This window comes from Aquimarina sp. ERC-38 (assembly GCF_026222555.1).
In the GTDB taxonomy this organism is placed as follows: domain Bacteria; phylum Bacteroidota; class Bacteroidia; order Flavobacteriales; family Flavobacteriaceae; genus Aquimarina.
In genome coordinates, this window is the sequence record NZ_CP098511.1 from 2,637,427 (window position 1) to 2,656,132 (window position 18,706).

The 18,706-nt window shown below is 36.8% G+C and carries 12 protein-coding genes; 4 read left to right on the top strand and 8 right to left on the bottom strand.

Annotated features, from left to right (window positions below; all coding sequences use genetic code 11):
• The first annotated feature begins 219 nt into the window (after positions 1 to 219).
• The 4 genes from gltB to NBT05_RS10950 all read left to right on the top strand — a co-directional run bounded on the left by gltB (position 220) and on the right by NBT05_RS10950 (position 9,755).
• Positions 220 to 4,722, top strand: coding sequence for a glutamate synthase large subunit (gene gltB / locus NBT05_RS10935; RefSeq protein ID WP_265769896.1), 4,503 nt, complete (start codon positions 220 to 222; stop codon positions 4,720 to 4,722).
• A gap of 96 nt (positions 4,723 to 4,818) precedes the next feature.
• A complete protein-coding gene (locus NBT05_RS10940; protein WP_265769897.1) occupies positions 4,819 to 6,282 on the top strand; it encodes a glutamate synthase subunit beta in 1,464 nt (487 codons plus the stop codon).
• Between the two features lie 419 nt (positions 6,283 to 6,701).
• Entirely contained in the window at positions 6,702 to 7,901 is a 1,200-nt protein-coding gene (locus NBT05_RS10945) for a choice-of-anchor I domain-containing protein (RefSeq protein WP_265769898.1), read from the top strand.
• A 120-nt stretch (positions 7,902 to 8,021) separates the two neighbouring features.
• The gene (locus NBT05_RS10950; RefSeq protein WP_265769899.1) at positions 8,022 to 9,755 is read left to right on the top strand and encodes a choice-of-anchor I domain-containing protein; all 1,734 of its coding nucleotides are present in this window, start codon (positions 8,022 to 8,024) and stop codon (positions 9,753 to 9,755) included.
• A 124-nt stretch (positions 9,756 to 9,879) separates the two neighbouring features.
• Here the strand turns inward: NBT05_RS10950 and NBT05_RS10955 are convergent, their stop codons facing one another.
• From NBT05_RS10955 to gldG, 8 genes are all read right to left on the bottom strand, one after another.
• Entirely contained in the window at positions 9,880 to 11,328 is a 1,449-nt protein-coding gene (locus NBT05_RS10955; RefSeq protein WP_265769900.1) for a BLUF domain-containing protein, read from the bottom strand.
• Positions 11,329 to 11,583: 255 nt separating this feature from the next.
• On the bottom strand, positions 11,584 to 11,727 hold the full coding sequence (locus NBT05_RS10960; protein ID WP_265769901.1) for a hypothetical protein: 144 nt from the start codon (positions 11,725 to 11,727) through the stop codon (positions 11,584 to 11,586).
• Positions 11,728 to 11,751: 24 nt separating this feature from the next.
• Positions 11,752 to 12,261 carry a peroxiredoxin-like family protein gene (locus NBT05_RS10965; RefSeq protein ID WP_265769902.1) on the bottom strand — a complete coding sequence of 170 codons (510 nt, stop codon included), beginning with the start codon at positions 12,259 to 12,261 and terminating at the stop codon, positions 11,752 to 11,754.
• Between the two features lie 197 nt (positions 12,262 to 12,458).
• Complete coding sequence (locus tag NBT05_RS10970; RefSeq protein ID WP_265769903.1) at positions 12,459 to 12,887, bottom strand: hypothetical protein; 429 nt, start codon at positions 12,885 to 12,887, stop codon at positions 12,459 to 12,461.
• Between the two features lie 460 nt (positions 12,888 to 13,347).
• Positions 13,348 to 14,295 (bottom strand): pyridoxal-phosphate dependent enzyme, encoded by a 948-nt coding sequence (locus NBT05_RS10975; RefSeq protein ID WP_265769904.1) that lies wholly within the window; start codon positions 14,293 to 14,295, stop codon positions 13,348 to 13,350.
• A 23-nt stretch (positions 14,296 to 14,318) separates the two neighbouring features.
• Complete coding sequence (locus NBT05_RS10980; protein WP_265769905.1) at positions 14,319 to 14,960, bottom strand: spermidine synthase; 642 nt, start codon at positions 14,958 to 14,960, stop codon at positions 14,319 to 14,321.
• Between the two features lie 58 nt (positions 14,961 to 15,018).
• A complete protein-coding gene (gene dnaN, locus NBT05_RS10985) occupies positions 15,019 to 16,137 on the bottom strand; it encodes a DNA polymerase III subunit beta (RefSeq protein WP_265769906.1) in 1,119 nt (372 codons plus the stop codon).
• 157 nt (positions 16,138 to 16,294) lie between these two features.
• The gene (gene gldG / locus NBT05_RS10990) at positions 16,295 to 18,706 is read right to left on the bottom strand and encodes a gliding motility-associated ABC transporter substrate-binding protein GldG (RefSeq protein WP_265769907.1); all 2,412 of its coding nucleotides are present in this window, start codon (positions 18,704 to 18,706) and stop codon (positions 16,295 to 16,297) included.

Below are 18,706 nucleotides of genomic sequence, written 5' to 3' on the forward strand. Positions count from 1 at the left end.
TGGGTAAGTTTTAATAAGAAATTGAATTTATGCCAAATTCATTGCGAAATACTATTATGATATTCTCAAAAACAAAAAGAATTTTTAAGAGAAAAACAGTAAGATATTAGTTTTGTTGAACAAGTGCGAAATTTATTTTATTTAACAGCACTTTTCTTTTAACTTACTTAACATTGTGTTAATTTTAAATGCTGGAATAGAAAATTTTTTAAAAGATTTATGAAAAAACAAGGAATGTATCTTCCCGAGTTCGAACATGATGCATGTGGAGCTGGTTTTATATGTAGTTTAGAAGGAAAAAAGTCTAATGATATTATACATAAGGCTTTAGAGATTTTAGAAAAACTGGAACATAGAGGTGCGGTAAGTGCCGACGGAAAGACGGGGGATGGTGCCGGAATATTAATTGATATTCCTCATGATTTTTTTATGAGTAATTGTTCCTTTGACCTACCGGCCGAAGGTGAATATGCAGTGAGTAATGTGTTTTTACCAAAAAAAGAAAATCAACGTCAGTACTGTATTGAAACACTGGAAAAAAATATTGAAGAACAGGGTTTAACTTTACTAGGTTGGAGAGATGTTCCGGTAGATACGATACACCTGGGAGAAATTGCTGCTTTTACTGAACCTTTTGTAAAACAGGTTTTTATAGGAAAAGGAAATAAGAAAGATTCTACCTTTGACTTTAACCGAAAACTATTTATGGTCCGTAAGATTTCGGAACACACCATATTTAGTTCCAAATTATCAGAGAGTAAATTCTTTTACATACCAAGTTTATCCACAAAAACCTTAATATTTAAAGGGCTTTTGATGCCCGAAGATATCAAACTATACTATACGGATTTAATGGATCCGCAAGTGGTGACCCGACTTGCACTTGTACATCAGCGATTTTCTACTAATACCTTTCCTACCTGGGACCTGGCACAACCTTTTAGGTATATGTGCCATAATGGGGAGATCAATACGCTTCGCGGAAATGTGACCCGAATGCGGTCTCGCGAAGAATTATTGAAAAGTGATTGGTTCGGAATCGAAATAAAAGAGATTTTACCGGTAGTCCTTCCCGGAAAATCGGATTCTGCCTCTATGGATATGGTCGTAGAGTTATTATTAATGACAGGCAGGTCTTTACCCGAAGTGATGATGATGATGGTGCCGGAAGCATGGGAAAAGAACCCGGATATGTCCGAAGCTAAAAAAGCCTTTTACGAGTTTAACTCCTGTATGATGGAGCCCTGGGACGGTCCGGCTTCCATTCCGTTTACAGATGGTACTTTTATCGGTGCCGTATTAGATAGAAACGGATTACGTCCTTCTAGGTACACGGTGACTAAAGACGGATACGTCGTAATGTCTTCAGAAACCGGAGTTGTTGATATTGCACCGGAGAATGTGGATTTTCACGGACGTCTGGAACCAGGTAGGATGTTCCTTGTAAATATGGAAGAAGGCCGGATTGTAAACGATGCCGAAATTAAGGAAGAAATTGCATCAAAACATCCCTATAGAAAATGGCTGGACAATAATTTGGTTCATTTAAGAAATATACCTTATAATGACTGTCCGTTATTTTTAGGTGAAGAATCTATAGAAAAACGAAAAGAAGTTTTTGGGTATACCCAGGAAGATATTGATATTATCGTGGTACCTATGGGGCAGCAAGGGAAAGAGCCTATTGGATCTATGGGGTCTGATACGCCTATCGCAGTTTTATCAGAGCGCCCACAATTAATTTATAACTACTTTAAACAACTGTTTGCACAGGTAACCAATCCTCCTTTGGATGGAATCCGTGAAGAATTGATTACCGATATTAGTCTAACTCTAGGGTCAGATCAAAATATTTTTGACATTAATCAAAAACACTGTCAGAAATTAAAAATTCAGAACCCAGTGATTTCCAAAGAGGATTTGGATAAAATCAAAACTTTTAAGGACGATGGCATTAAAACCAAGTCCGTATCCATGCTTTATAATGTAAGTCGCGGTTTAAATGGTTTGGAAGATGCCCTGGAAGAATTGTTGACTAAAGTTTCTACAGCAATTGATGATGGAAACACTATTATTATTCTATCTGATAGAAATGTAAGTAAACACAGAGCTCCGATTCCTGCTTTACTAGCCTGTTCGTACGTAAATAGCGGATTACAAAGGTTAGGAAAAAGATCAAAGGTTAGTATTATTATAGAATCAGCAGAACCAAGAGAAGTACATCATTTTGCGTTATTATTTGGTTATGGTGCCAGTGCAATTAATCCGTATATGGTGAATGAAATTTTACTGGAGCAAGTAGAAACCGGTATTATTACTGATTTTACGGCAGAAGAAGCCATCTATAACTTTAATAAGGCCGTTGGTAAAGGGGTACTGAAAGTAATGAATAAGATTGGTATTTCTACCTTAAATTCATACAGAAGTTCGCAACTTTTTGAATGTATCGGGATTAATACTAAAGTCGTTGATAAATACTTTCCAAATACAGCAACTCGTATACAAGGAATAGGTTTGTATGAAATAGAAAAAGAAATTTCAAAACGACATAAAAAAGCCTATGTAGAACGTGATATTGATGCTGTATTAGACCTGGAAGTTGGCGGTCAATACCGATGGAGACGAAACGGAGAAAAACACCAGTTTAATCCAATGTCCGTAGCAAAACTGCAACGTTCCGTAAGAGAAAATAACCCGGACACCTATAAAGAATACGCTGATCTGATTAACGAGCAGTCCAAGAATTTAATGACGATTCGTGGTTTGTTAGAATTCTCTAATTACGATCCGATACCGTTAGAAGAAGTAGAACCCTGGACCGCAATTGTAAAGCGTTTTAAAACCGGAGCCATGTCCTATGGGTCTATCAGTAAAGAGGCTCATGAAACCCTTGCTGTAGCCATGAACCGAATTGGAGGTAAGAGCAACTCCGGTGAAGGGGGAGAAGATCCAATCCGTTTTTATAAAGATGTGAATGGTGACTGGAAAAATTCCGCCATTAAGCAGGTTGCATCGGGTAGGTTTGGAGTGTCTTCTAATTACCTGACCAATGCCGCTGAAATTCAGATTAAAATGGCACAGGGAGCAAAACCCGGAGAAGGCGGACAGTTACCAGGCCCTAAAGTAAATGCCGAAATTGCAAAAACGCGAAATTCTACGCCCTACGTAGGACTCATTTCGCCACCACCGCATCACGATATTTACTCCATTGAAGATTTATCACAATTAATATATGATTTAAAATCAGCCAACCGATCCGCCCGGATTAATGTAAAGTTAGTTTCGGAAGTAGGAGTAGGTACGGTTGCGGCAGGAGTTGCCAAAGCAAAAGCAGATGTAGTCTTAATTTCAGGTTTTGACGGAGGAACCGGGGCATCGCCCTTAACTTCTTTAAAACATGCAGGATTACCCTGGGAACTTGGCGTAGCAGAGGCACAACAAACCCTGGTGGGTAATAATTTAAGAAATAGGATCGTACTGGAATGTGACGGACAATTAAAAACCGGTCGTGATGTTGCCGTAGCTTGTTTATTAGGAGCCGAAGAATTTGGTTTTGCCACCGCACCTTTAGTAGCTTCCGGATGTATTATGATGCGTGTTTGTCATCTAAATACCTGTCCGGTAGGAATTGCGACCCAAAATCCTGAACTACGTAAAAAGTTTAAAGGGAAGCCGGAACACGTAGTAAATTATATGTATTTCGTTGCACAAGAGTTACGCGAAATTATGGCAAAACTTGGGTTTAGAACCGTTGATGAAATGGTAGGGCAGGTACATAAACTGGACCGTAAAAAGGCCATTGAACATTATAAAGCTGCCGGAGTGGATTTATCACCGATTTTACACGAAGTAAAAACACCGGCAGGCACTAAATTATACAATACGGAGATTCAAGATCACGGGTTAGGAAAGTCCATAGATTTTGAAATTATAGAACAAGCGCATCCCGCTTTATTCCGAAAAGAAAAAATTACACTTGACTTTAATATTGTCAATACGGATCGTGCGGTAGGTGCTATTTTAAGTAATGAAATATCCAAAATTTACGGAGCGCAAGGTTTACCGGATAATACGTTAAAGTTGAACTTTACCGGAGCAGCCGGACAAAGTTTTGGGGCTTTTGCTACCAAAGGTTTGACCATGATAGTGAATGGTAATACTAATGACTATCTGGGAAAAGGATTATCCGGAGCTAGGTTAATCATCAAAGTCCCGGACGAAGCTACTATTGTACCGGAAGATAATGTAATTACCGGTAATGTAACATTGTACGGAGCTACAGATGGCGACGTGTTTATTAACGGAAAAGCGGGAGAACGTTTTTGTGTCCGTAACTCAGGGGCAAGAGCCGTAGTCGAAGGTATCGGGGATCATGGTTGTGAATACATGACGGGTGGTATCGCGGTAGTATTAGGCGAAGTTGGCCGTAACTTTGGGGCAGGAATGTCAGGAGGAATTGCCTATATCTATGATGATAAAGGAACTTTTGATAAAAATTGTAACAAAGAAGCTTTAAACCTGGATCCGGTTACTACGGATAAAGATAAAAAGGAGTTAAAAGACCTGATAGAAGCACATTACAATGCGACTCTAAGTCCGCTAGCTCAGCGAATTTTAGAAAAATGGGAGAAGGAGTTGCCTAAGTTTATTAAAATTCTTCCTGAAGAATATAAGCAAGCGTTAAAACGATTGGAAGAAGAACGTTTAGCTTTTGAAAACTAAACCTGGCAATTGGACTAATAATTATTAATTTATAAAAATAAGATCTTGACTATTTGTAAAAGTTATAGGTCAGTATATAGAAAGTATAAATAGACAATGGGAAAAATAACGGGATTTTTAGAATTTGACAGAGAAACCGAAGTATACGAACCTGTTACCGAAAGAATAAAGGGATATAAGGAGTTTACCGTTCCTATGGACGAATCCAAACTTAAGAATCAGGGAGCACGGTGTATGGGCTGTGGTATTCCGTTTTGTCATAGCGGATGTCCGCTGGGTAATTTGATACCGGATTTTAATGATGCGGTTTATAAAAACCAATGGCAAAAAGCTACGCAAATTTTGCATGCTACCAACAATTTTCCGGAGTTCACCGGACGTTTGTGTCCCGCACCTTGTGAAGAAGCTTGTGTTTTAGGGATCAATGAAGATCCGGTTACTATAGAAAATATTGAAAAAAATATTGCCGAAAAAGCTTTTAGCAACGGATGGGTTAAAGCACGTCCTCCTAAAGAGCGGACCGATAAAAAGATTGCTATTGTAGGATCCGGACCTGCTGGTCTGGCCGCAGCGCAGCAACTAAATAGGGCAGGGCATAAGGTTACCGTATATGAACGAGATGAAAAGGTAGGTGGATTGTTACGTTATGGTATTCCGGATTTTAAAATGGAAAAACATGTAATTGACCGCCGTCTGGCTATTCTGGAAGAAGAAGGGATAACCTTTAAAACCGGGGTTCATATAGGAAAGGATGTAGAAGCTACAACTCTTAAAGAAAACTATGATGCCGTATTACTTTGTACGGGAGCTACGGTAAGACGAAGTTTACCAATTAAAGGTGCGGATTTAAAAGGAGTGGTACAAGCCATGGATTTCTTACCACAGAACAACCGAAGAGTGGATGGTTGTAAAGACTTAGGTGAAGAAATTCTAGCCACAGGCAAGGATGTGATCGTAATAGGAGGGGGAGATACCGGCTCAGATTGTATTGGTACTTCCATTCGACATAAAGCTAATTCAGTTACGAATTTTGAAATTATGGGGAAAGGTACGGTAGACCGACCTGCTAATCAACCCTGGCCGTTTTGGCCTATGCGTTTACGAACTAGTTCTTCTCATGAAGAAGGAGCTGCAAGGCAATGGAGCATTTCTACCAAAGAATTTCTAGATGACGGAAAAGGAAATCTAAAAGGACTGATTACCGTTCATGTAGAATGGGTAAAAGAAAACGGAAGGTTTACTTTAAAAGAAATACCAGGTACTGAAAAAGAATGGAAATGTGATTTGGTACTATTGGCTTTAGGTTTTACCGGTTCCGAACCTACTATCTCAGAACAATTAGGGGTTCAGATGGATGAACGTACGAATATCAAAGCTACCGAAAACACTTATGCAACCAATGTAAAAGGGGTATATGCAGCCGGGGATACCCGTAGAGGGCAATCTTTAATTGTATGGGCAATTTCCGAAGGAAGACAAGCAGCCTATCATATTGATACGTATTTAATGGGATCTTCTAATTTACCCTTAAAAGGAGAAGGCGATCTTCCGAGAGTATAATTTCAGTTGTATTTTAAAATATAAAAGCATCGATCCGGAGATCGATGTTTTTTTTGATCTGAATTTAACCTAGGTAAAAGGATTTAGGGGTAGCGTCTACTTTAATACACCGATGCTATTGTAAATTATAGCCGTTAGTCTTGATTTTTGGTTCGGGAAGTAATAGCGACCTGCCCGTCTGCAAGCAGGTCTTAAATTTTTATCAAACACTAATAATTCATTTTAGATGTTATTGAATGTTTTATAAATTAATCAAGGTATAAAACTGGATACAACATCATCTTACCATATTAAAAGTGAATGAATTAACACTAAGCTAAACTTTAGCAACTATACTTTTTAATTTTATAAAGATCGGGTAACCCTGAGACAACTTTAGCATCGTTTCTTTATCAATCTAATTACAAGCATTCACTTTTATGAAACGATCTATATTTTCTAGCATATTAGCTATATTCTATTGTGTCATTTCTTCAGCCCAGGTTCAGGAGTTACTACATCTTTCCAGTTATCAAACCGATATGGAAGACGCTGCCGAGACGGTAGCCTATAGTTCGTTTAAAAAAAGAGCTTATTTTACCAGTTCATCGGACAACAGTCTTTCTATCTTGGATATTTCAAACCCTGTAACTCCGGTTTTAGTTCAAAAGATCGATCTTTCCCCTTATGGCGCAGGACCAAATTCCGTAGCTGTTTTTGAATCCCTGGTCGCCGTAGCTGTCGAAGCCGAAGTGAAACAGGACAACGGAATGGTGGTTTTCTTTGATACCGATGGTACATTTTTAACTTCTGTGGTCTGTGGTGCTTTACCGGATATGTTGACTTTTACCCCCGATGGTACTAAAGTGTTAGTGGCCAATGAGGGAGAACCTAATGATGCATATACTAATGACCCGGAAGGATCAATAAGCATTATTGATATAAGCCAAGGTGTTGCAACGGCTTCAACGACAACTATCAATTTTGAAGTATTTAATAATAAAAAAGCAGCACTTCAAAATAAAGGAGTGCGGATTTTCGGAAATTCCAATACCGCTACCGTAGCACAAGACTTAGAACCGGAATTTATAACGGTAACGCCAGACGGTTCCAGGGCCTATGTCAATTGCCAGGAAAATAATGCGTTGGTAGTTATCGATCTCTCAACTAATGAAATATTGGATATTCTTCCGTTAGGATATAAAAATCATTTGTTAGGAACTCCGTCAGTTACATCATACGTTTTAAATCAGGAGATTGAAGATTGGCCGGTTTTAGGTACTCCAGTGTATGACAATGGACAACCCGAAGTGTTGTTAGGAGGTTTTTCGGGATTATACTATGATGCAAGTGAGTCTACAGATAGCGAAATGGTTTTTTATACGGTTCCGGACCGGGGGCCTAATGATAGTACTATAAGTAAAAGTGAAACTACGCCACCTGCCCCTCAAAATTTACGTCCGTTTAAATTACCGGATTATCAGGGTAGAATTGTAAAATTTACTATCAATACAAGTACCGGAGAAGTAAGCCTGGCTCCGGATATACTATTATTTAGAAAAGATGGTCAAACTCCGATTACCGGTAAAGGGAATATTCCTGGATTCGATGAAGTACCGGTAACGTATACGGACTCATAAACCCCGTATCCTAACGAGGATTACCTAGATACAGATGGTGAAGGCTATCATGCTTTAGCTTATGACAAATACGGAGGAGATTTTGAAGGGATTCTTAAAGATAAAGACGGATTTTTCTGGTTGTGCGATGAATACCGCCCGTCTCTTTATAAATTTAAACCTGATGGTACTTTGGTGAACCGATATGTTCCTAAAGGTACTTCTATGTTAGGTACCACAGCTCAGCCCGTTGGTACTTATGGTGAAGAAAGCCTCCCTGCTGTGTACGCTAAACGAAGAGCAAATCGCGGTTTTGAAGCTATTGCCTACGATAAAGAAAGTCATGTTATTTACGCTTTTATACAATCGCCTTTATACAATCCTTCTAATATCACTAAAGATAACTCTGATATCATTCGGATTTTAGGAATTGATGCAACTACCGGCGAACCGGTTTCAGAATATGTATATGTTCTGGAGCAAAATAAATTTGGGGGATATGCTACCTCAAGGGTTGATAAGATCGGTGATGCAGTTTATAAAGGTAATGGTAAGTTTTTAGTAATTGAACGAGATTCCGAAGACCCGGAAGTATCAGAAGGTAAAAAGTATATTTTTGAAATCGATATCAACTATGCAATTAATCTTCTTGCGGAAGCTGTTGATTTAGAAAAGGAATTAGAAGAAATGACCGCAGATGAATTACTAGAAAAGGGAATTATAGCTGTAAATAAAGTAAAGGTGACGAACCTTCCTTCTATTGGTTATCAAAGTTCGGATAAACCAGAAGGACTGGCATGGTTGCCTAATGATCAAATTGCAGTACTTAACGATAACGACTTTGGGCTAGCCGGAGCAGGAGTAACGGATGATAGTGTTTTAGGGATTATTTCTTTTGCAGATGATTACGGATTTGATGCGTCCGATAAAGATGGTATTATTCGGATAACAGCTCATTCTACCTTAGGAATGTACATGCCTGATGCCATTGCCAGTTATGAAGTTGAAGGAGCCACTTATATCCTTACTGTCAATGAAGGGGATGCCAGGGATTATGATGGATATTCTGAAGAAGTCAGGGTAAAAGACCTGATATTAAACCCTTTGTATTACCCTGATGCTGCAGACTTGCAAACCGATGAAAATTTAGGACGTCTAAAAACTACAGTAGCAAATGGAGATTATAATAACGATGGAATAACCGAACAAATTTATTCGTATGGCGGACGTTCTTTTTCTATTTTTGATGCCTTTGGAAATTTGGTTTTTGATTCCGCTGATATTTTTGGGAGAACTACTGCTGCTGAAGAACCTAATTTGTTTAATGAAGATGATGGGGAATTTGACGGTAGGTCTGATGATAAAGGCGTAGAACCGGAAGCTATTGCTGTAGGAGTAATAGGAGACAGGGTTTATGCATTTGTCGGATTAGAGCGTCAGAGTAGTATTTTGGTTTTTGATATTACTAACCCAAGAGAGGTTGAATTTATAACGTATTACAAAGGAAACCGCCAGACTGGGGATATTGCACCGGAAATCATACAATTTATAGGAGCCGACGTTAGTCCGAATAAAAAAAACCTTTTGTTAGTTGGATACGAAGTAAGTGGTACTGTAGGAATCTTACAAATTGAAAATGAACTTTTACAAATCAGTGAAACGGTGTCTAATAATAATTTTAAAATGTATCCGGTACCAGTGAACCAGGGTAAGCTAAATTTTAATAAAAAGATTTCTGCTGAAATTTTTTCTGTTAATGGGAAATTAGTAGACCGCTTTGAAGATAAAGATACTCTGGATGTTACTAACCTCGAACCCGGTGTTTATATTCTTAAAACAAAAAAGCAGGGCAGCAAACGCTTCTTAAAGTGGTAAATAAGATCCGCAAGAACATTTATTTCATAAATATTAGAACGGGATTAACGGTGCACTATAAATTGTACCAGATATCCCGTTTTCTATAAAGAATTTGTCTCATTCAATATATCACAAGCTTTAATTAACCGGACACTTTAATAATATTTCGTATTCTTCTCCAAAAAACGTCAGACGCAGTGGTGTTTTGATCTTTATTGGCTAATAGTAAATCAATATTTAGACTCGTTGGTTTTCCTTGTATGGAAAGGTTAACATTACCCTGATCAGATACTACGGCCAGTTCCCAATCTCCAAAAATTCGTTCTGTACTTATTTGTTGTCCGATTAATTGAACATCCTTATGTCGGCTATCCTTTTTAATATTTTCATACAGTTGTAACACCCGGTCTTTAGGTCCTTCCATGATTTGAAAAAAAACATTGTCATGAAAAACCAGGCATCCGGTAATATTATTTTCTTTATTATAAGTAGTTGCAGTTTCTACAATAGCAATCAAATCCTCTGGTTTAAAATGAACTACCGGGGTAGAAGTGTAGCTTAGTTCGTATAAATAGTTTTTGGATTGTAATGATTTCTTAAATTTGATAGGTAAGATTGAAAATTTTTCATAAAATCGTTTAGAGAAATAACTTCGGTTGTTAATGCCTATATAATAACAAATTTCCGAAATACTCAGGTTGGTGGTCTGTATAAGCTCTTTAGCCCGTTCTAATCTTATATTTGCAATAAATACATTTAAAGTTTCCCCGTAGAGGTATTTTGAACAAGCTTGTAACTTTTTATCACTCAAGCCTGTGATTTCAGATAAAATAGGGACTGTAATTACCTTATCCATATTTTTAATTACATAATCACCTACTTCTAAAAATGCACTAAGTTCCTTTTTAGACAAGTGACTGGGGAATTTAACCTGATTTTTACTCCGGTCAAATCCGGTAAGTTGCGAAGCTAAGGTATTCATAATAGCTCCTTCGGTAAGTAATTTGCCTACTGCGTCCGTACGTTGATTATCGACAAGGATTTCGGCATACTCAGCAGTCCTGGGGTCAATATCTCCGAAATACCGATAAGGTTTATGATCATTGATAAATTTCAATGCTTTTTGTAAAGCAGCTTCCAGATTGGTTCGCTTGCGTTTTAGGTTATTTTCTACTAATAGTTCGCTTTGTAAAAAAATCACGCTAAACCTTAATTTTACATTAGCCGGAAGTACAATTTCGTTAGTTGTTTCCGGTGCACTGGTTAGGATAATATTTTGCATTTTATTTATCTTCATAAAAGAAGATTCGCCTTCAAACTTATGGTAATAATAGCCTTCGACGCAGTATAAAAAATATACGGGGTTTGAACTTTCTTCCAGTTTTGAAAACTTGGTTTCTTTAGCAAACCGGACGTTGTAGGTTCGAACTGTTAGCCCGGAATAAATACTATAGGTGTTGATATAACCCAACCCGTTTTTGTTATCCAGAGATAAAGTGGCCACCCCTGATCCTTCGTTAAAATCAGCGTCTAAAAATACTGCAAGCTTGCGTAACTGTTCAATGGGACTATCCTCATTTAAATATAACATAATTAATCCTACCTTATCCGTTACGATAAAGGTACATTTTTCATAAAGTTCTTCATAAAAAAACTATGTTATTAACTAGTATTTATGTGTTTTTCAGACTGATTTTATCGAATAAGAAGAGCTTAATCGAATTTTTAACAGTTATAAAGAAAGATTAAAAAAACTCATTATAGAAAACAACTAAGGTCATTTTCTATAATGAGTACAAATAAAAATAGTGAAAATTTAACTTAGGACTTAAAATTAAGTTTTGGGTTAACTTTTGTTCTCATCTTCTACCTCTTTAAGGTCTTGGATATCTTCTTTATTAATTTGTCTGGCGTTATACTTATCCTCTTTCCCGTGATAATTAGCACGGGTTTTTTGGGTCATTTCGTCTCTATTTGGAATACTTGACATAATTATATAGTTTATTAGTTATTATTACACCTCTCCTCTGGCGGGGTAGTCTTTCTTTTGAACAAAATCGATGGCATTTAAAATATCCTGAAAGTCAGGTCTTGCAAACGGCATAGTTTGTATAGCAGAAAAATAAAGGGTCTTATCCGGTTTTATTAAAAATACCGCCGGTTCTGAAAATAATTCCGGCTCCTTCTCACTTATCCCTTTTGACAGGTATAAACCGTATTCTTTTGCTTTATCCTGACTTAGATTAAAACCAATAGGCAATGAAGTCACTTCCCACTCTTCTCCGGCTTTTTTTGCTTTTTCTTCGCTATCCATACTTATTGCAATTAAGTTTACCCCACGTTCAACAAAATCTTCCATTTTATCTGTTAATTCCTCCAGGTAACTTTTGCAAACCGGACAATGCAAGCCTCTGTAAAAAACTATTAAGGTATACTTTTCAGGATCTTGTTCGGCTATTTTCCAATGGGTATCGTTAATTAGATCTAAATGTAAATCGGGTACTTTGGTTCTGGGTTTTATCATTCCTTTTCATTTTAAAAATTACTTTTTGCCTTACTTAGTTCAACTTTTACTGTTTGTTAAATATGCTAAGCAAAATGTAATTTTGAATTTAGTTAGGTGTTAAAATTATAAACTAAATAGGGAATACATGACCCGGTTCCATTAAAGAACTACTTCAAAAAATAGAGAAGGTACCATCACAAGAAAGGAGAATTTTACTAAAATGAAGAGAGGATTTGAGTAGATTCATCTTCGGTAGATAAAAAAGTATCCTTATTTAAACGAAGCAGGTCATTTTTAAAATTTAAACTGCGAAATTTTTGTAAACAAAAGGAGTCTTTTTTAGATAACTGATAATAGGCAAATGAGGGCTCTCTTTCTTTTAAAGAAGAAACCGAATATACTTTAATTGGAAGGGGTTTTATTAACTTCTTCTTTAAGGGATTTTTTAAAGCACTTTCTGTATTTGTCTTGTTTTTATTAGAAACGGTTGCTGTTTTTAAGGGGATGTCCTTACTATTTTGAGTAATTAAATTTTTGGTTGCTTTGAATTGTAAAGTTTCCATATCAATTATAAGCCAAACAGCATAACTAAATACACTTAGCGAAGTAAAACATAGTAAAGAAAAAAGATAATATTTTTTCAAAATTCTGGGGGCTTTGAAGTTATTATTAGTATAAAGATCTCAATTTCAAGGATATGATAGCATAACTTTAACTGATTTTAACCCTAAACGTGTATGATTGTGCTTTTTTACTGTTAAAATCAGTCTTTAATCTAAATTTTTTTAACAATTACTGTTAAAACGTCTCTTGATTATGGGATTATTTCTTTTTATAATTGAAATAATTTAGATTTATTTAAGGTTCTAGTTTAAAATTACATAGATAATTCTAATTCATATAAATTAATCCCATCTCCAATCCTTCCTGAAGGAAGGTAGTTAAATGTCCTTTCCATTGGAAAGTTTTTAAAATAGGATAGATAGCTGTGAATAAAATAGTTGGATCAATTTGGATATACCAACTCTATTATAAACTAGAGCCTTACTTAATTATAACTTTGTTTGATTCAACTTAAACATAATATATCAAAAGTGATATAGGTTAGTTAAAAGGGAGATTAGTTAAATCCACATTTCCACCACTTAAAATCACTCCTACTTTCTTATTCTTAAACACTTCTTTATGCTTTACTATTGCTGCAAAAGGTACGGCGCAGGAAGGTTCAATAATAATTTTCATACGTTGCCAAATCAATTGCATCGCTTTGATAATTTCTTCTTCCTCCACCCTGAAAATATCAGTGACATATTTTTGAATCAAAGGAAAGTTAATAGTACCCAGGGTAGTTTTCAACCCGTCTGCAATGGTCTCCATACTGCTGTTTATTTCGATTTTTCCACTTAGTAGCGAACGGTAAGCATCATCTACCGCAAAAGGTTCGCCCCCGTAGGTCATACAATTATTTCCAAAATAAAAGGCTGCTAAAGCGGTCCCTGCTATAAGGCCTCCACCACCAACCGGGGTAATCACCACGTCCAGGTCAGAGTATTCTTCTAACAACTCTAAGGTAGCCGTAGCATTTCCTAGAATTACATTCAGGTCATTAGAAGGATGTATAAATGTAGCTTGTTTCTCTTTAGCAATTTGTGAAGCCGTATGTTCACGGGCAGTTTGAGTAGGCAAACATTCAGTAATGTTTCCGCCATACGATCGTACGGCTTCTTTTTTTACCTGCGGAGCATTTTCAGGCATTACAATGTACGCAGGTATTTTAAAAGTTTTAGCAGCTAATGATAAAGCCTGAGCAAAATTTCCTGAAGAATGGGTTACCACTCCATACTTCTTTTCTTCTTCGGTTAAATGAAAGACTGCATTGATAGCCCCTCGCATTTTAAAGGCTCCCATACGCTGAAAATTTTCGCATTTAAAATAAAGCGATGTTCCTGCGATTTTGTTTAAAGCTGATGAAGTAAGCACCGGGGTGTGATGTATGAATTTAGAAATATTGGCGCGAGTATTTGTCAGTAATTGTTTGTAGTCTTTTACCATTTTCGTAGGTTTTCTATACTTTTCTATTTCTTTCGGGCGATTAATAGTAAATTGGTGCCCTGTACTTCATCGTATCTTTCAAAGGTAAATAAATCAGTGGTTTCTCTAATTAATTTTAAAACCGGGGTGTCGTCTTCAACTAAGATACCGGCATTAAATAAAATACTGCCTTTCAGGCTTAAACGATTATGTAATTTTTCCCAAAAAGCCGGACTATAACAAGTATCAGGTACTTTTCTGTCTATAAAAAGGTCTATAATGATTAGTTGGTACTTTTCTTGAGTATCATCTATATAAAAAAAAGCATCCTGTTGAATAATAGAGATATTAGGCAAGGTTTTGACTTCAAATTCTTCTTTCGCGATTTGGATAACTACCGGATCCAGTTCAATAGCGGTGATCTTACCTTTATGTTTAAACCGCTTCCGAAGGGAATGCAGGACACTTCCACCACCCATACCTAACACCAGTACTTCGGCTTGAAGGTCAAAGTAAATATGAGATAACCCATATTCTAATAAACGTTGCAGCGAACCATAGGAATAGTTGGCGTTTTTACTATCTAATACTTTTTTACCGTTGATCCAGGTAATATCAAGCGTTCCGTTAATTTTGGATAAAACGCGCTTTGTTGTAGGCCAGATATAACTTGTTACTTTTTTCATTATCGGACTACTAGATTATAATAATTGGAACAAGCAATTAGCTTAGTGAGATAGTAGGCTAATTATTTAGCATCACCGGCATCACCAGCATGGTCACCGTTTCCCCTTCATCTAATCCGTCTACCGGGGTTAAAATACCCGCACGATTGGGTAAAGACATTTCTAATTGTACGTCATCTGCGTTCAAATTCGTAAGCATTTCGCTTAAAAACCGGGAGTTAAAACCAATTTGCATGTCATCCCCCTGGTAATCACAGGTTAAGCGCTCCTCAGCTTTATTAGAGTAATCAATATCTTCTGCTGAAATATTTAGTTCTGCCCCAGCAATCTTTAGGCGTATCTGATGCGTAGTTTTATTTGAAAAAATGGAAACCCTTCTTGCTGAATTTAGGAACTGGTTTCTGGCAATAGTTAATTTATTTGGGTTTTCTTTTGGGATGACCGCTTCATAATTCGGATATTTTCCGTCGATAAGACGACAAACTAATTCGGTTCCGTCAAAAGAAAATTTGGCATTGGAATCATTGTATTCTATCGTTACCTCGGTATCACTTCCGGCTAATATTCCCTTTAATAAATTTAAAGGTTTTTTAGGCATAATAAATTCTGCTTCCTGAGATGCCTTTACATCTTCACGTACATATTTTACCAACTTATGCGCATCCGTAGCTACAAAGGTTAAACTCTCCGTAGAAAATTGGAAAAACACCCCACTCATCACCGGACGAAGATCATCATTACCGGTAGCAAAAATAGTTTTGCTAATTGCCGTAGCTAGGATATCCCCTAATATAGTAGTAGTACTTGGATCTTCCAGTTCAACCGTTTTAGGAAATTCTTCTCCGTCTGCGTAGGCCAATGCATATTTACCATGGTTCGAACTGATCTCTACCGTATTATTATTACCAATCACAAAAGTTAAAGGTTGCTCGGGAAAGGTTTTTAAGGTTTCCAATAGCAATTTGGCCGGTACTGCAATCGTACCCGTATCTTCGGATTCTACCGTAAGGATAGCCGACATAGTCGTTTCCAAATCCGAAGCAGAAACCTGTAATTGATCTTTATCAAGTTCAAACAAAAAGTTATCCAGAATGGGTAGCGTATTATTGTTATTAATAACCCCGCCTAAAACCTGTAATTGCTTCTGTAAATAAGAACTGGATACTATAAATTTCATGAGTGAGTAATTCTATACGTTGAAGCACAAATATAAAAGTTCTGGTTACGGATTCTACAAAAATAAAAACCTTAGTTATTAACAATCCTAGCCAAGTTATTTACTTTTAAATTACCTAAAATTTGGTAATTTTTAAATAACATAAATGCTCATATTACTAATTGGGTTTTCCGAATCTTTTCTTTCGTATACTTTTAACCAACCAACTAAAAAGTGTTAATAATAAAAGCGGAATTACAATATTAATAAGTTGCCATTTTTCTTTTTCTGAAGCTACTTTTTGCAAGTCTAAGAAAGCAATTTCGACCTCTTTTCCTCGTATTTGAATAAGTCCGGTATCTTCTAATAAGTAATTGACCGTATTTAAGAGGAATTCTTTATTTCCGTATTGTAAATTTATATAAGGATCATACCCCAGGCTTACCGGTTGTCCTTTTCTGATACTATTTTTAATAACATCTCCATCCGCAATAACCACCATCTTGGTAGATTTACTTTCAGGCAGAGCTTGAGGTACTGAAAATGGCTTAATTTTATTATAATATGCCGAAGGGAAGGTGCCTTCTAGTAAAACCGCTAGAGCTTGTGGTCCCATGGTGTATGATTCAGGTTGAGGCGGTACACTTAATAGCTTTTCTAGTTCTAAAGCAAGAGGAACCCCTTGTAATTTTGTGTTCTTTGAACTGGTAAGTAAGACCGTTTTTTTAATTGCATTGGGAAGCGTATCAATCTGATTAGAGAAGTCGAATTTTACGGCTTCTATATTTTTTGTAATCGGATGCGTACCAGGTTGATTAGTTAATGAAGCATAAAACCAGCGGTACGGATTGAATTTGGTATTATTTCCTTCTCCCGAAGCCAGCATCAACGGAGCCGAACTTAAATCATTTACTAAAACCGGATTGATCCGAACGCCGTACGCAAACAACAAATCGGTCAGATTTAAATTTTGATTAAAAGCTACTGTTTGTCTCGCAGCTTTTTGTGAAAAAAGGCTGTCCAATTCAACACCTACTTTATCTATTAACCACAAGGATTTACCGCCTTGCATGATGTATTGATCCAGTACATACTTTTCTTCTTCACTAAAAGCCTGGGTAGGTTTAGCATTAATAATTAAATCAAATTTAGTAAGGTCATCCAAGGTTTTTTGAGGATTACTTGCTACCGAATCTAAGGTGAATTTCCCTATAAAATAGTATTTCTGTAGGTTCTTTACAAAATCAGCGATATATCGATCGGCTAATTGTCCGTTCCCCTTTAAAACCGCTATTTTGTATTTCTTCGGTTCGATCAGTTTCTGAAGGGCTTCCGCAAAAACATATTCTAACTGTTGGATAGAATTTGTGACACGTTGTTCTGTAGATTCGCCCAACTTGTTTTTGAGTAACGGAACTTTTACGGTTTTGTTTTTAAAGTTCAGGATCGCCCAGGGCACTACGGTTTCGATTTCGGTTTTACCGCTTTCCTGTACACTTACTTCGGCGGGGGTTAAGCCTAATTTTTGTAATTCCTGTAAAGTTTCTTTTCTATACTCTTCTTCTTCCAGAGGATTGGTAAAAATAAAATCCAGTTTGGGTTGAAGATCCCTGAATTCCGTTAATAACTGTCGGGTTTCTGATTGTAACTTCCTAAATTCCGAAGGCAAATCTCCGTCCAGTAACACATCAATGGTAATAGGTACTTCGGCTTTTGCTAATAATTGTTGGGTAGCAGGGGATAAGGTAAAACGTTTATCCGTAGTAAGGTCAAAACGACTGTACCAAAAGCTGGACCCAATAAGAAGTACTAGAAATGCAGTTAGTAAACCTACTATCTTTTTTTTCCGGATTGTATGTTTTAAAGAATCTTTCGACAGAAAAAAAGAAGCAATCCCCAAAAAGAATAAGATAAATAAAATGAAATAGATCACATCCCTGCTATCCAGAACCCCCGATCCAATACGTTCGTAATGATAGCGTATACCTAATTGATTAAGGTACAGGTTGCTGGTTCTCAGCCAGGAAGTATCCGCTAATTGGTCAAGGCCATAGTAAAAGATAAAACAGCCTAACACCCCGGTCAAAAACCCGGTAATCTGATTGGTACTTAGAGTAGAGGTACAAATACCAATTACGGTGTAAGCACCAGCTAGCAAAAACAGTCCTATATACGACCCTAAGGTGCTGCCAATATCCAAATTGCCGGGAATGGCTCCCAACTGATAAACCGTCACTGCATAAATAATACTAGGTAATAAAGCCAGAAATACCAATAGTAAACATCCTAAAAATTTTCCCAGGATAATGGAAAAAACCGAAATAGGTTTGGTTCGCAACAATTCAAGGGTACCTTGCTTTTTTTCTTCGGCGATACTGCTCATGGTGATAGCAGGTACTAAGAACAGCAATACCCAGGGTGCCAGGTTAAAATAGGGGGATAGTTCTGCAAACCCACTATCCAAAATATTATAGGATCCCTTAAAAACAAAAAGAAATAACCCACAGATTGTCAAATAAACACCAATAGTGATATACCCAATCGTAGAATTGAAAAAGGAATTAAATTCTTTCTTAACCAGTGCAAACAT